The organism is Micromonospora musae, from assembly GCF_003626635.1.
Taxonomy (GTDB): domain Bacteria; phylum Actinomycetota; class Actinomycetes; order Mycobacteriales; family Micromonosporaceae; genus Micromonospora; species Micromonospora musae.
In genome coordinates this window covers 73,106-87,310 of the sequence record NZ_RAZT01000022.1, presented here as the reverse complement: position 1 = coordinate 87,310, position 14,205 = coordinate 73,106, and the positions used below count along the sequence as shown (strand labels likewise).

The 14,205-nt window shown below is 68.5% G+C and carries 11 protein-coding genes and 1 pseudogene; 4 read left to right on the top strand and 8 right to left on the bottom strand.

Translation table 11 applies throughout. The features are described 5' to 3' along the window. Nucleotides 1–5: 5 nt before the first annotated feature. The 3 genes from D7044_RS30635 to D7044_RS30625 are packed head-to-tail and all read left to right on the top strand — an operon-like array spanning nucleotide 6 to nucleotide 3,876. Entirely contained in the window at nucleotides 6–734 is a 729-nt protein-coding gene (locus D7044_RS30635; RefSeq protein ID WP_120690965.1) for an NUDIX hydrolase, read from the top strand. After that, nucleotides 731–1,891 carry a 5'-methylthioadenosine/S-adenosylhomocysteine nucleosidase family protein gene (locus D7044_RS30630; RefSeq protein WP_120690964.1) on the top strand — a complete coding sequence of 387 codons (1,161 nt, stop codon included), beginning with the start codon at nucleotides 731–733 and terminating at the stop codon, nucleotides 1,889–1,891. Before D7044_RS30635 ends, D7044_RS30630 begins: the two co-directional genes overlap by 4 nt. After that, nucleotides 1,888–3,876: a hypothetical protein gene (locus D7044_RS30625; RefSeq protein WP_120690963.1), complete on the top strand. Its 1,989-nt coding sequence runs from the start codon at nucleotides 1,888–1,890 to the stop codon at nucleotides 3,874–3,876. Before D7044_RS30630 ends, D7044_RS30625 begins: the two co-directional genes overlap by 4 nt. 209 nt (nucleotides 3,877–4,085) lie before the next feature. Here the strand turns inward: D7044_RS30625 and D7044_RS30620 are convergent. The 4 genes and pseudogenes from D7044_RS30620 to D7044_RS30605 all read right to left on the bottom strand — a co-directional run. After that, a pseudogene (locus D7044_RS30620) lies at nucleotides 4,086–4,454 on the bottom strand (site-specific integrase); the annotation flags it as partial. After that, nucleotides 4,451–4,858, bottom strand: a complete 408-nt coding sequence (locus tag D7044_RS30615) for a hypothetical protein (protein ID WP_120690962.1) — start codon at nucleotides 4,856–4,858, stop codon at nucleotides 4,451–4,453. The pseudogene D7044_RS30620 and the gene D7044_RS30615, both read right to left, overlap by 4 nt. Next, nucleotides 4,833–5,750: a DUF2637 domain-containing protein gene (locus tag D7044_RS30610; protein ID WP_120690977.1), complete on the bottom strand. Its 918-nt coding sequence runs from the start codon at nucleotides 5,748–5,750 to the stop codon at nucleotides 4,833–4,835. Before D7044_RS30610 ends, D7044_RS30615 begins: the two co-directional genes overlap by 26 nt. 391 nt (nucleotides 5,751–6,141) lie before the next feature. Further along, a complete protein-coding gene (locus D7044_RS30605) occupies nucleotides 6,142–7,020 on the bottom strand; it encodes a replication-relaxation family protein (RefSeq protein ID WP_120690961.1) in 879 nt (292 codons plus the stop codon). 483 nt (nucleotides 7,021–7,503) lie between these two features. Here D7044_RS30605 and D7044_RS30600 point away from each other — a divergent pair, with 483 nt between their 5' ends. Next, nucleotides 7,504–8,016, top strand: a complete 513-nt coding sequence (locus D7044_RS30600; RefSeq protein ID WP_120690976.1) for an HAD domain-containing protein — start codon at nucleotides 7,504–7,506, stop codon at nucleotides 8,014–8,016. A gap of 124 nt (nucleotides 8,017–8,140) precedes the next feature. Here D7044_RS30600 and D7044_RS32740 read toward each other — a convergent pair whose 3' ends face one another. The 4 genes from D7044_RS32740 to D7044_RS30575 form a co-directional block, all read right to left on the bottom strand. Then, entirely contained in the window at nucleotides 8,141–8,938 is a 798-nt protein-coding gene (locus D7044_RS32740; protein ID WP_199716831.1) for a DeoR family transcriptional regulator, read from the bottom strand. Between the two features lie 559 nt (nucleotides 8,939–9,497). After that, nucleotides 9,498–10,184: a pentapeptide repeat-containing protein gene (locus D7044_RS30585; RefSeq protein ID WP_120690959.1), complete on the bottom strand. Its 687-nt coding sequence runs from the start codon at nucleotides 10,182–10,184 to the stop codon at nucleotides 9,498–9,500. Nucleotides 10,185–10,256: 72 nt separating this feature from the next. Beyond that, nucleotides 10,257–10,439: a multiple cyclophane-containing RiPP AmcA gene (amcA, locus tag D7044_RS30580; protein WP_120690958.1), complete on the bottom strand. Its 183-nt coding sequence runs from the start codon at nucleotides 10,437–10,439 to the stop codon at nucleotides 10,257–10,259. Between the two features lie 687 nt (nucleotides 10,440–11,126). After that, nucleotides 11,127–14,051: an FAD-binding and (Fe-S)-binding domain-containing protein gene (locus D7044_RS30575; RefSeq protein WP_120690957.1), complete on the bottom strand. Its 2,925-nt coding sequence runs from the start codon at nucleotides 14,049–14,051 to the stop codon at nucleotides 11,127–11,129. Nucleotides 14,052–14,205: the final 154 nt, after the last annotated feature.

Here is a 14,205-nt window from a genome sequence, read left to right as displayed (position 1 = left end):
CATCCATGTCCGACGATGACTGGAGCGCGCCGGCCGTCCTCCTCGCGGTTGACCTCGTCATTTTCACGCTGCGCGAATCGCGCCTTCAGGTGCTGTTGATCGAACGCGGCATTGAGCCCTACCAAGGCGCTCTCGCCCTTCCAGGCGGCTTCCTCAACCAGGCGGAGGAAGACCTCATGACCGCTGCCCATCGGGAGCTTGCCGAAGAAGCAGGCCTGGCGACAGATCAGCTGCACCTCGAGCAACTCGGCGCGTACGGCACCCCTGGCCGCGATCCGAGAGGGCGGGTTGTTTCGGTCGCTTACCTGGCCATCGCCCCTCGACTGCCTGAACCGATCGCCGGCACTGACGCGTCAGACGCGGGCTGGACACCAGTGGAACAAGCACTCTCGGGCGAAAGTCTGCTGGCCTTCGACCACGGGCAGATCCTGACTGACGGCCTTGAGCGGGCTCGGGAGAAGTTGGAGCGCTCCGCGATCGCCACAGCCTTCTGCGGTCCGACCTTCACGATCTCCGAGCTTCAAGACGTCTACGAGGCGGTTTGGGGCGTGCCGCTCGACCCGCGGAACTTCTACCGGAAGGTGCAGAGCGTGGAGGGCTTCATCGTCCCCGCCGGCCCAACCCGGAAGACGGAAGGTGGGCGTCCCGCTCGGTTGTTCCGACCCGGTCCCCGCACGACGCTGCATCCCCCGATGGCCAGACCATCCACCGCAACACGAAAGGAGACGGCGTGAGCAGGAACAGCGGTCTCGTCGTGATCCTCACGGCGCTGAACCTTGAGTATGAAGCGGTCCGTGACCGGTTAACCGACCTGCGGTTGCACCGACACGCGGCCGGCACCCGTTTCGAGGTCGGTCGGATCAGCCAGAGCGACTGCCAGGTCGCGCTGGCTCTCGTCGGCAAGGGCAATCACCCGGCCGCAGTGCTCGCCGAGCGGGCAATGGCGGAGTTCTCCCCGGCCGCCGTGCTGTTCGTCGGAGTAGCCGGTGGCTTGTGGCCCAACATCCAGCTCGGTGACGTCGTCGTCGCCAGCAAGATTTATGCCTATCACGGGGGCACCAGCGAGAACGATGGCATGAAGGCACGGCCGAAGGCGTGGGAGATCCCGCACGAGGCCGACCAGATCGCCCATCACGTCGACAGGTCCAACGACTGGCGACGCGGTCTACCCGCCGATTCCACTCCCACCGTCCACTTCGGGCCCATTGCGGCCGGGGAGGTTGTGCAGGACTCGGCGATCTCCGAGCAGGCCCGCTGGATACGGCAGCACTACAACGACGCCGTGGCGATCGAGATGGAAGGGGCGGGCGTCGCCCAGGCGGGTCACCTCAACCGCGCCCTGCCCGTGGTCGTCGTCCGTGGCATCAGTGACCGTGCCGACGGCAGCAAGGCAACCACTGACGGACGCAACTGGCAGCCGAAGGCCGCACGCCACGCTGCCGCATTTGCTGCCGCGCTGGCACCGGAGCTGGCCACCGAAGTCACGAGGAGCCGCTCAGGCACTGCAGGCCGAGACAGGAGGATGCCAATGAACATGAGCAACCAGAACATCGCCACCGGCAACGCACGCGTGGGGGTGCAGGCCGGGCAGATCCACGGGAACGTGACTGTAGGCGCAGACCCGAACCGGCCCATTGGCCTGGCCGCCAGCATCGCCGACCTGCGGGACCTTCTCAAGCAGGCCCACCTCGACGGTCATCTGGACGAAGAGACGTATGCGGCGGCCGAGTCGGAACTGGACGAGGCAACCGACTGCGTCAGGGACGGCTCCGCGGGCAAGAAGAGTCGGCTGCTGGTCGTGCTCAAACGGTTGCGGGGTTTGGTGGCCGACGTCTCTGAGTTGGCAGTCCGGCTAGCAGCGATCATCGCCGCGGTGAAAGGAATGCCATGACGACTCCGACCGTCACCAACGTAGCTCAGGGCGACGCCCATGTTGACTTGCAGGCAGGCGTCGTCCACGGGGACATCAACTTTTACCGGCTCTCCCCGAACGCGACCCCTGAGGAGCAATTCGACGAGGCCGTCAAATATCTCCGCGCGCGAGTTCGTGACGAGGCGCGGACCTTGATCGAGAAGGCATTCGCCGGCGGCTGCCGCTCCACGAAGGTCCAGTTCTTCCGAATGATCGCATTGTTGAGCGGGCGCACCCTGCGACAACTCGGGGCGGAGGAGTTGGATCGCCTCGAAGCAATCTACGCGAGCCTGCCTGACCTCGATGAGCAGGACGAATGGGCGGCGGGCCTGCAGGTCATCATCCACTTGCTGGCCCCCGACAGCACCACGGATCCAGACCTCATGATCAAGGAGATCGACGCGTTGCGCCAAATCCAACGCGACTGGATCTACGGGCACCTTGAGGCGCTGCTCGAAGGCACGATGCAGGACGAGATGTGGAAAGCGTCGGTCACCCTAGCGCGGGCGCGGCGGACGGCGAATGACCGAGCGACCCGAGTCTGGAAGTTCTTCCACCCCAAACCGGCCCAACCTCGGGTGCAGCAGGTGCGGCCGTCCGTTGTTCCCTTGAGGGACTGGCTACGCGCTGGCGTCGGCGCGGTCCTCTTCACCTTGGCCGTCGTCCAGCTGACGTTGTTGGCTATGGCTGGCGGCGAACTCGCTCCCGCCTTCGGCCTGCTCGCTGGCCTGGGCGGCCTGGCCGCTTTCTGCGTCGGTGGAGCGGATCGGCACTATCGAAGGGCCAGGCTTCGGGCAAAGGACGCGGAGCTGCTTCCGCCTCGCCAGCGTCGCGAAGCCCCACCGGACGGCTTCGCACGAGACGTAGACCGGCAATTCGACCGCTACTTCGGCCGGTACGTCCCGCGCGGAACCGAACGCACCTACTGGCTTCAGCAGACTGCGGGGATCCGTCGACGGCTCCGCGACGAGGTAGTAGAGCTCTACCGTGAACAGCGCATCCACGCCGATCGCGTCGCCTGGCTCGTCCGATACCTCGTGAGCGATGTCCGCAAGCAATGGGAAGAGAACACACTAACGGCGTACCGCCACCAGCTGCGCGTCCCAGCCAAGTCCACAATCCTCCACCTCGGCGGACTGATCTCTTGCGTCGCCAGCACCTACTGGGTCCTTCGCGCCGCCGTACAGAGCGCTCCCCTGCCCGGCACAGCATGGTTTCTCCTCGCGGTGGTGTCCGCGGTACCGGCGCTGCGCTCGTCATTCCGGATCGTCGCCGAACGACGGCGCGTGGCCGCCGAAGCGGCGGAACGAGCCGAGGAGGACATAGCTCGATGGGCGGCGTACGAGCGATGGCAGCGCAAGCTGTCCGACAAGCCGTCGGACATCCAGATGGCCACCTGGCTGGAGAGCGACCGCAAAGTCCTGGTCGACGCGATTATGCAGAAATACCGGCTTCGACCGAGCCAGGTGATCGCCCATACCTTCCTCGAGGCACCGGCCAACTCCTGTAGACGCGCACGGTACCCGCGCGGTCCGTGGCGCTATTCCCGGTACCAGTTACTGCTATTTCTGCTCACCGACGACGGGGTGCGGCAGGTCAACATCGACCTCGACTTCGAGACCGCCGAGAGCCGCACAACGCAACGGCTGAACTATCGCTTCGACGCCGTCGCCGCTGTCCGCATCGACGGGATCGCCGCCCAACGACAGACTTTCGAGTTGACGCTCGTCAACGGTGATCCCATCACGATCCCTGTGAGCGAGTCCAGCGACGAGACGCTCGAGCCCGACGAGGAGCGAACCAAGATCACAGAACTGTCGCTGGACGCCGCCGGCCTCAACCACACCTTGCACGTGCTCGAGGGAATCGCGGCGGAGGGCAAGGAGTGGATCAGACATCGACGCCGCCGAGCGGACGAAAGGCTCAGCAACCTGGCCAGCAACAGGCACGGGCCTGCTGACTAAGGAGATCGATCTCAGCCGAGTCGTTGCGTCCAACCAAGTCGCGTGAGTCCATCTGCTCGCGGTTGTGGCTTGACTCAGTCGGGTCAACGCCCCAGTCAGTCCACCCGACCACGGGACCGTCCACGGCACCCGAGCACCCGTCGAGCACCAACACACGCCCGTAGATGGAGCTGCCATGGCGCATCACTCACTGCTCGGCGGGCTGCAAGGGTTAGGTACAGGTGCAGCGCCCGCCGAATCTGGTCCGGGGTGGGGATGGGCGCGCCGGTCTTGGCGGCGGTCTCGATCAGGTCGCCGGTCTTGACGGTGGTGTGCGCGTCGGTGGGGTCGGAGACGGCGAGCGCAGCGCGGATGCGGTCCAGGACGGCGTCTGCGTCGGCCTGGGTGGCGTAGGGGCCATGGCGGAGCGGGCGGCGGGTGCCGTCGGCTAGGACGGGGATTTCGATTTGCCAGTGCCAGTAGCCGTGGGTGCGGGACCAGCCGCCGCCGGGCCGGCGAAGCTGGGGACAGAAGCGTCCCAGTCGCCGGCCCGTGACGCTGTCGCGGCAGCCGCAGCGTTTGAAGGTGGATCCCTTCACTCATCGTCTCCTGGATGCTTCGTATGGTGAAGCCAGCGGTGTCGGGTGGAATCCGCTGGTGGCGGGGTCATCGCATCCACGCTCACCTTCGCGTCGGCATCAAGTCGTCGGTGGTCGTCTGTCGGAGCAGGGTCCTCGACCAGCAGGAGCTGGAGAAGGCGGGCGACCGGGACGATGATGCGGCTGCCGGCCCGGATCAGCGGTAGAGGGAACTGGTCGGTGGCGGCGAGGCGGTACGCCTGGGATCGGCTGATCCCGAGCACCGACGCGGTGGCGAGGGTGGTGGTCACGCCGAGGGCACGGATGCGCTCGATCGTCCACACCTCCCCGCCGCCGGGCGCGGTGGTGGTGCTGTCGGTCGTGGTGCGGGTGGTCTGGTCAGCGGGGTTCGTTGGGCTGTTCATGATCAGGGTTCTCCTGGTTATGAGATGGATGGCTGTGCGGTAGGAGCGGGGTAGCCCCGTCTGGGTCGACCGGCGCAGGGGTGGCTGCTCCGCCACCGTTGCGCCGCTCTGGTGACAGAGGCGGTGGCGTCGGGTTGGTCGGTACGGCCGGGCTCGCGATCAGCTCAGGTGCTGCCGACGACTCGACCTTGAGGGTCTTGAGCAGTTCGGATATTCGGGTGTTGGACACGGTGTGACCGGCTGCGCGGAGGGCTTCGGCGAGCGCCGCCCGGGTCAGTGCCTGCCCGTCCGCAGCGAGCCGGTCCCGGACCTTTCGCGCCGCTGGCAGTAACTCGGCCACAGCGCGGGACGGCTGTGGGGACGGTCCCCGGTCCGCTCGCCGCCGCCGTTCCCGTCCGCCCCCGTGACGACGAGCATCCGATGAGCGGACGGTCCGGTTGCTGGACCGATCCCCCGTAGTGACGGCGGGCCCCACGGTCTCGTCCGGTCCGCTGTCCGGACGGGTCCGTCCGGCCTCATCCGGTTGGCAGTCCACAACCGCCACGTCAGGGGCGGGCATGGCGGTACTGGTCCGGCCGAGGGCGATCTTGACCATGACGAGGAACCCAAGTGCGGGTGCAGCGGCAGCGACCCACCCGATGAGCGAGGGTTCGGCCTCGACGACCTGCGCTGCCAGGGACAGGGTGACCGCGCACGCCAGCACGGTGGCGGGGAACACGGTGGAGGTGTGGGCGCGTTTGCGCCGGCGCAGTTCCAGGCCGGAGGCGATGGACATCAGCTCTAGGACGATCGCGTCGGCCCAGGCCAGCCAGCCGGGTTGGCCGTGCGCGGCGGCCAGGTTGTGCACGTGGGTGAAGCTGGCCGCCCCTGCTGCGCCGCCGATGGCCAGCATGATGACGACCTGGACGACACCCTCCACGCGGCTGCCACGCGGACTGCCGTCCGGGTCAGGGACCGGCGCTGTCGTGGCCCATCACCTCCTCAACCCTGACCGGCGTTCCGGTCCCGTCCGCCAGCGGTAGGCGGCAGGACCGGATAGCGGACCGACCTGGCGTCGGACAACAGTCGGGACGGGGACCGGAATTCGGTCTCGGACCGCCCGACGCGGACGCCGGGCCGAGAAGTGGTTCGCCGCTGTGGGAGCGGACGACTGGTGCTCTCACGGATCTGTCAGCGCCGACCGCGCTGCTCACGACAGATCCGTGACAGACGCCGGCCGTTGATCTCCGCTCCGCCGCGGAGGTACTGTCCACGGCCGTTGTGCCGTCGCCGATCACGCGGCCTCACCCGCCCGGCTGGGAGACATCAACGGCATATCCGGCCAGGTCGGCCAGCCGCAGCCGCCGCCCTTCCCTGCCGGCCATCGCCCACACCGCCTCTGCCGGGCGGAGGCCCGTCGTCGCGGCGTGGTCGCGGGCCCCGGTGGCGACCGGCACCGCCAGCGGCACGTCGGCCAGCACGCGGCGTAGGTTGCGCTCGCGGGCGGCCGAATGCAGCCAGAACAGCACCGGCCACGCCCGCTCGATCGTGCCGAACAGCTCTTGATAGCCGTCCACCTTGCCGGCCAGGATCGACAACTGCTCGGCGCCGGTGTCGTACTCGACGAAGAACGGCACCTCGACATCGTTCTCGACCCACCGGCCGTAGCCGTCCGGGCGCACCCGCGGCTGATACGCCCGCACCAGCCCCGGATCCTGCCGGCTGGTGAACGTCCCGGCGCGCTGGCATACCGCCTCCGGCAACCACTCCATCAAGCCGGCACCCGGATGAGTACGGGCGTGCCCGGCCAGGTCGGTGAAGAAGCCGTTCACCCCGAGGCGGTGAGTGAGGCTGCGGGTCGAGGTCCAGCGCCGCCGCTCCGCCCGGGCGTGGTCGCGCCGTGGTGGGCGTTCGTCCCGGCTGGCCGCGACGACCTCAGCGCCGAGCTGATCTATCACGTAGTGGTACGGGTACGAGCCACCGTCGGCCCGCTGTGGCCGGAACCGGGCCACCATCCGCAGCCGGTGCAGGGTTCGCAGACGCCGCTGGCAGAAGTCCAACGACGGGAACAGGGCGTTCGCGAGCTGGAACGACGTCAATACGCCGTGGTCGTACAACCAGCCCAGCAGCACACGGTCACGGCCGGTCAGCTGGGACTGGACCCGAAGGACCGGATCATCCACCGGCTACCACCTCCTTCCCCGGTAGGAAGCCCCAGGGGGAGAGACCCGAGACCAGGCAGGGTCTGTCGCAGGACAAGCAGACGGCGCTGACAGACGCGCTGACCTGCGGTGTGAGAGGAAACAGGGGGTCGGTTCGGGGGTCCGGCTGAAGACTGACGTCAACGCTGACGCCAAGCCCGACCCCCGAACGACGATCAAGCTGGAACTCGTCACTGCCAATACCAATGGCAGTCGGTGAAGGTGTCGGCGAAAGCACGAGAACTCCTTGGTTGAGGTGGGGTTGTGGTGCTGATGGCGTGGGCGGGTCACCACAGCGCCGCCGAAGGGAAAAGGGCCGGTGAGAGGCATCCTCGGCACCGCCCCTGCCGCGCTCGGGGTCAGCGGCGCATGACTGCCCACCGCCGGGAGCAGCAGCCGAACGAATGGCCTTGGGGCAAGCGCGTGGAGGTAACCGTTGGCGGGGTGGGGGCTAGCCTCTGGGTGATGTCCGACCCTGCACCGCGTCCGTTGCTGTTCCTCGACGTGGACGGCACCCTCATCCCGTTTGGCACACCCCGGGCGGCTCAGCCGGGCACGTCGCATAGCCACTCCGAGGCACCGGCTCTACCGGCAAGTGCCCATCCCCTGCTGTACAAAGTCGATCCGGAACACGGCCGCCGGCTGGAGGCCCTCCCGTGTGATCTCGTGTGGGCGACGACCTGGATGAGCGACGCGAACGACGTACTCGCACCCCTGCTCGGGCTACCGCCTCTGCCCGTTGTGGACTGGCCCGACGCCGACGAGGTGGGCGTCCTGCACTGGAAGACCCGTGGGCTGGTCGAATGGGCGCAGGGACGCCCCTTCGTCTGGGTCGACGACGAGATCTCCCACGCCGATCAACAGTGGGTATCGACTAATTACCCCGGCCCGACCCTGCTGCATCGGGTCGATCCACATCGCGGCCTGACCGAGCAGGACTTCGCTGCCATCGAAAGCTGGCTCGTGCAGGCGCGGTAGGGCCAGCTTCCAGCCGTCGCGGGTGCTGCGCTGGACGGCTGCCTGCCATTGGGGACCGTCGCTGGTGAGGTCTCGCACCAGGCCGCTGACGTCGGACGCGGCCCGGAAATCGTGACGTGTGCGGTCAGGATCCGACCTCGATGAGGCGACGCCTGCCACTCTCGCCCGGTGCCTGCCATACCTGATCGTCCGGCCAGTGGCGGTACAACAACTGCTGCGTGGTCGTGGCGACAGCGTTCCGCAGCGGCTCGCGGAGCAGGTCGGCCCGCAGTCGTTCCTCCCGCTCGGCGTCCTGAGCGATCAGCAGAACGGCCCCGACCGGCACCAGCCGGTCCGCACGCCGGTAGCCGCCCAACAGTCCACCCAGCCCTGACACCGGCCGCTCGTGCTCGGCGACAACGTCGCCGATCGGCCCACGGTCGACGTGTACCAGGAACCGCAGGCACCGACCGTCCTGCAGCCATACGCCGTAGCCGTCGGCCCGCAACTGTGCGAGGTCATGCTGGCGCAACAACGCCGAGGTCTCCATCGTCGCCAGCCACTGGAACAGCTCGCACCGCCCCTGGTTGCGTCGCGACACCTCGACCAACGGCAGAAACAGCAGGGCATCCGCCGCGTTGGAGGGCCGCTGACCCAACTGCAACGGAACCGGCCGCCCCGACGCCGTCAAGGCGCACCGGAGCACCTCCGCCCCCTCGACCGTGATCCCGTACCACCAGGTATGGGTCCGGTCCTCCGCCGAGCGCTCGCGGCGCACCAGTCCCGCCTCGTGCAGCCACACCAGATCCCGGTGAGCCGTCAGCCGCGACACCGCACAGACAAGCGTCACGTCCAGCGTCGACGCGGAACCATGCTGCGCCAGGTACGACAGGATCCGCCACCGCCGCGGAGACAACCGCCGCGTGGCACCCTGCTCACCCATCCCCCGATGATCCCTCCGAGTGCCGACAGTCCGACACCCCGTTCCCGGCAACCGCAACAGAGAGTATTCAATGCGCCAACTGGGATACCGAAATTCAGGACCACCGTGACCGGAAACGGCGCTCGCCGCGGGCCGCTGGGCGACGCGTCAGCGGGCCGTGCGAGCACCCACATATCCAAACCGTGGTTTTGGGGTCGTTTTTGGGGATCACTGTTCAGTGAATCAGCCGAATGGCTGAGTACAGAAAACGCAGTACGGTCAAATCGAGCCGCCAATAGTTGATCTCCACGATTAGCGCCATACTGCGGCGCCGATCTTCCAGAAGCACGCGACAAGCCTCGTCCCGACTCGGCGATGACGCCCCACGCACCGAAGCGCCTGTTACTGAACGTAACAACGTCAGCGGGTCATTCCTGCGTCTTCCCTCGGCAACGAGCTATGCGCCAAGGGCCTATCCAGGTAGACGACCGGACGAGCCGTGGACGGTGTCTGTGACGAACTGGCCACTCGCTCGATCTCGCGGCTGTTGCCTCAACCACAGCCGCAGCCGGTAGCGGCGTCAGTGGTCGTGGCCGCGCGCCGCGTCGGCGCGGACGTCGATGCTCAGGGCGTCGATGGCCATCCGGGTCAGCTCGGGAAGCTGCTCCTCGGTGAGGGCGACGCCCTGTAAGTTGTCCAGTGATGCCGCGAAGGCGTGCAGTCGACTGCCCCGCAGGTCAGCGCCGTCGAGACGGCATGAGTCCAGTTCCAGATCGCTGAGGTCGCACGACCGCAACACAACACCGGAGAGCCGGCAGGATGACCAGGTGCCGTGGACGAGGGTGCAGTCGATGAGAGCCACCGAACCGGCGGCGCTAACACGGTTCAGGGTGGCGTAGTCGAACCGGCAGTTGTCGAACAGGACGTCTTTCAGGCGAACGTCGATGAGTCGGGCTCCAGTGAAGCGGGAGCCGGTGACCGAGCACCGCTCAAAGCTGACGCCGGTCAGGGCCGCTCCGGACAGGTCCGTCTGGACGATTTCGCAGCCGTAGAGGACACCGCCCTCCCAGGCGATCTCACCGAGATCCGCTCCGGTGATCCGGCAGCCTCGGATACTCCAGTCGGCGATCTGTCGACCTCGCCAGGAAGCGCCCTGCACGAGGCCGTCGTGAAGGTCGTCGTCGGGTAGGTCGCTGACTTGGTCAAGGTCTTCCGGGTCGAGGTCGGGCAGGAGGATCGTCACGTCGCCCACGGTGGTCGTACGCATGTCTTTCCAACCTGTTCGGGCGCGGGGTGGGCACGCCACCCCGCACGTCGACTCGAGCCGCCGGTCGGCGGGCTACTTCTTCTTGTTCCAGTTGTCCCAGCCGGGGCGGCTGTCGAACTTCCCCTTGTTGTCCCAGACGGGTCGGTTGTCGAACTTCGCCGCGTCGATCGGCGCTACCGCGCGCTGCGGGTCGACGCCGAGGAGGGCGAGGCGGTCCGGCGGTGCGTCGAGAAGCGCAGCGAGGGCGTTGGTCATGATGGTCCTCCTTGAGGGGTGAGGTGATCCGCGGCGGCGCGGATCAGGGCTTGCCGGGTGGCGCTACCGCGGCGGCCAGCACCAGGCCAACGACGTCTACGACCGAATCACCTGGAACTTCGTCCGCTACATCGTCAGCTACCGGCACACCATGCGACCTCGCGTCCGAAGCCTGCTCCGTGATCACCGGCCACACGTCCAGCTGATCACTCTCACCAGTCGACGCCACGCCGACAGGTTCCTCGACCGCGTACGACGGGAAATGCAGCCGGACATCTGACCCATGGGTCCATGACGACAGCCAGGCATCCAAGAGGACGACGGCCGGGTCCAACGGCTCCCGAGCACCCACCGAGCGACCACCCACCGCCCGCATACGCGAAAAGGCCCCGACCCGGTGTGAACCACCAGGTCAGGGCCTTGCTCGTTGGATCGTTGACGATCTTTTGCAGCCCGACGTTGCCCCAGTTGTGGTCGTGATAGCCGACACCGGTCGTCTCGTGCCGCTCCCCGTCGATCGTGTACGAGCCCCGCACGGCTCCTTGTGGCACCGAGGGCAGCCAGTTGAACTCGAGGTCGCGAGCCGCGCCGAACAGCATGTGCCCGGTGGCCGGACGCCAGGCCGGGACCTCGGAGTTGAGCGTGAAGTCGATCTGTATGAGCCTGGGTGAGCTGGGCCAGAGCCCATCACCGAGTCGCCGCTGGGGAGTAGTTGCCGCGAGCGAGGAGTTCGGCTAGGTGGACGCCCTGACGGCCGGCGAGGTGGTCGGCCTGGGTGCGGCAGGAGAAGCCGTCCGCGAGGTAGACGGTGTCCGGCCCAGCATTGCGCAGGGCGGGCAGCAGGGCGTTCTCGGCGACGGCGACGGACGTGTCGTAGTGGCCGGCCTCCATGCCGAAGTTGCCGGCCAGGCCGCAGCACCCGGTCAGCCGGGTCACGGACGCGCCTGCCCGGGCCAGGAGCGCGGCGTCGGCTTCCCAGCCCATGACCGAGTGGTGGTGGCAGTGCGGCTGCGCGACGACCTCGACGCCCGTTAGCGACGGCGGGGTCCAACCGGGGCCGGGGCCCAGTGGAGCGGGGGCGGTGAGCAGCTCGGCGAGGGTGTGGGTGCCGGCGGCGAGGATCCGGGCGCGGGCGTCGTCTGGGAGGAGGTCGACCATGTCTGAGCGCAGCACGGCGGTGCACGAGGGTTCGACGCCCACGATGGGAATCCCGTCGGTGGCGTAGGGCGCCAGGACGGCGAGTAGGTGGGTCAGGCGTTTCTTGGCCCCGTCCAACTGGCCGGTGGAGATCCAGGTGAGCCCGCAGCAGGCGGACTCCTCGGGCACGATCACGGTGTACCCGGCTTCCTGCAGTACGGCGGCTGTGGCCCGCGCCCCGGCTGGATCCAGCGTGTCGGAGAACGTGTCCGCCCACAGCACCACCGGCCGCAGCGGAGAGGACGACGCGGGCTTGGCGGCGAGCGCCGGGCTATCCGGCGTGGTCGCGCGGCCCTGCTTCTTGAACCAGGCGGAGAAGCGTTCCTCGGCGAAGGTGACGATCTGCCGGCGGGGGTCCATCCCGCCCGCCGCGAGCATCGCCTTCGCGATGGGGCGGATCCTGAGCACTGTGTTGGTCAGCCTGGCCAGGGCCGGGATCTTGGTGACCAGAGAGGACCAGCGGGGCAGCTGGCCGAGGATGTAGTGGTTGCGCGGACGCACCTTGCCCGTGTAGGCGCGGTGGAGGACTTCGGATTTGTAGCGGGCCATGTCGGTGCCGGTGGGGCAGTCCGTCGAGCAGGCCTTGCATGACAAGCACAGGTCGAGGGAGTCGAGCACCGCCGGGGAGCGCCAGTCGGTGACCAGCGAGCCGTTGGTCAGCTCCTGCAGCACCCGCGCGCGGCCGCGGGTGACGTCCTTCTCGTCCCGGGTCGCCTGGTAGCTCGGGCACATGAACCCGCCCGCGCTGGAGTTGTCGGCCCGGCACTTGCCCACCCCGGTGCAGCGGTGGACCGCGCGGGTGAAGTCCCCGCCGTCGTCGGCGAAGGCGAACCCGTGCCGGGGCGAGGTCGGGCGGGCGGCGGGCCGGCGCAGGTCCGAGTCCAGAAGCCGCGGGTCCACGACGATCCCCGGGTTCAGCAGGTTCTCCGGGTCGAATAGCGCTTTGACCTGGCCGAACAGGCCGATCACCTCGGGGGTGTACATGCGTGTCAGCAGCTCCGAACGAGCCCGCCCGTCTCCGTGTTCGCCGGAGAGTGACCCGCCGTAGGCGGCGATGAGGCCCGCGGACGCTTCGAGGAAGGCCCGGGAGGGCCCGATCCCGGCAGGTGTCTCCAGCGGTAGGTCCAGGCGAACGTGCACGCACCCGTCCCCGAAGTGCCCGTACAGCAGCCCGTCCACGCCACGGTCCGCCATCAGCGCGGTGAAGTCGCGCAGGTAGTCCCCGAGCCGTTCAGGCGGAACGGCGGCGTCCTCCCAGCCCGGCCACGCCGGCGCCCCGTTCGGGGTTCGCCCGCCCAGACCGGCGCCGTCGGCCCGGATGCGCCACAGCGCCGCCGCCTCAGCCCCTGCGGGGACCACCCGCACCGCGTCGGTGCCGGCGTCAGCGGCCAGCGCGTACGCCCGGGTCAGCACGTCGTCAACGCCCTCACCAGCTTCGGCGCCGACTTCTACGAGCAGCCATCCGCCACCGGCGGGCAGCTGTGGCACCGCGGCCGCTCCGCGGTGGCGGCGTACGACCTCGACGAGGCGGGCGTCCATGCCCTCGATCGCCAAGGGCCGGTGGGTCAGAAGCGCGGGTACCGCGTCGGCGGCCGTAGGCATGTCCGGGTATCCGAGCGCGACGACGACCGGGGCGGCCGGCACGGGTACGAGGTTCACCGTGGCCTGCAGGACCGTGACCAGGGTGCCTTCGGTGCCCACGAGCATCTTGGCCAGGTCGCGGCCGTGCTCGGGAAGGAGGTGCTCGAGGGAGTAGCCGGAGACCTGGCGGCCGAAGCGGCCCAGCTCGGTGCGGATCGTCGCCAGGTTCGCGTGCACCAGGGCGTCCAGGCCCGCGACCGCGTCCAGCGCGCCGGCGCCGGCGCCGGCGTGGAATCGGTGCCCGGCACCGTCGGCGACATCGAGCGAGATGATGTTGTCGGCGGTGCGCCCGTAGGCGACGGCGTGGGGGCCGCACGCGTTGTTTCCGATCATCCCGCCCAGCGTCGCCCGGTTCTGCGTCGAGGGGTCGGGGCCGAAGCGCAGCCCGTGGGGGGCGGCTGCGGCCTGCAGGGAGGACATCACCACCCCTGGCTGGACCACGGCGGTGCGGGCGTCGGGGTCGAGCGCGATGATCCGGTTCATGTGCCGGGAGAAGTCGAGGACCATGCCGGTGCCGACTGCGTTGCCTGCCACCGACGTACCCGCGCCGCGGGCGGTGACCGGCACTGTGAGGCGGCGGGCCACGTCCAGGGCGGCTAGCACGTCGTCGTTGTCTCGCGGGGCCACCACTACCCGCGGGGGCACCCGGTAGTTCGACGCGTCGGTGGAGTACTCGGCCCGGCGGCGTTCGGAGTCGTCGACATCCCCGTCGACTGCCTTCCGTAGTGCCGCAACGAGGTCATCGCTGAGCCCCGGTGCGCGCACCGATTTCATTGCTGCCCTCCCTCGTTGACATGCGGGCGGCGCATCCGACGGCACCAGTCGTTGCCCGTGACCGATGCGTATGCCGCTGTCGCGCCGCGCTCACCCGGAAACGGACGTGGTTGTTGTACCGACCGGACCCGTCGCGGGGGGTCCGGTCGACACG

Coding starts and splice junctions, on each gene's coding strand:
- D7044_RS30610 (WP_120690977.1), bottom strand. CDS start 5,750: ATGCTGGCCATCGGCGGCGCAGCAGGGGCGGCCAGCTTCACCCACGTG.
- D7044_RS30585 (WP_120690959.1), bottom strand. CDS start 10,184: ATGCGTACGACCACCGTGGGCGACGTGACGATCCTCCTGCCCGACCTC.
- D7044_RS32740 (WP_199716831.1), bottom strand. CDS start 8,938: ATGGGTGAGCAGGGTGCCACGCGGCGGTTGTCTCCGCGGCGGTGGCGG.
- D7044_RS30575 (WP_120690957.1), bottom strand. CDS start 14,051: ATGAAATCGGTGCGCGCACCGGGGCTCAGCGATGACCTCGTTGCGGCA.
- D7044_RS30600 (WP_120690976.1), top strand. CDS start 7,504: ATGTCCGACCCTGCACCGCGTCCGTTGCTGTTCCTCGACGTGGACGGC.
- D7044_RS30635 (WP_120690965.1), top strand. CDS start 6: ATGTCCGACGATGACTGGAGCGCGCCGGCCGTCCTCCTCGCGGTTGAC.
- amcA (WP_120690958.1), bottom strand. CDS start 10,439: ATGACCAACGCCCTCGCTGCGCTTCTCGACGCACCGCCGGACCGCCTC.
- D7044_RS30615 (WP_120690962.1), bottom strand. CDS start 4,858: ATGAACAGCCCAACGAACCCCGCTGACCAGACCACCCGCACCACGACC.
- D7044_RS30625 (WP_120690963.1), top strand. CDS start 1,888: ATGACGACTCCGACCGTCACCAACGTAGCTCAGGGCGACGCCCATGTT.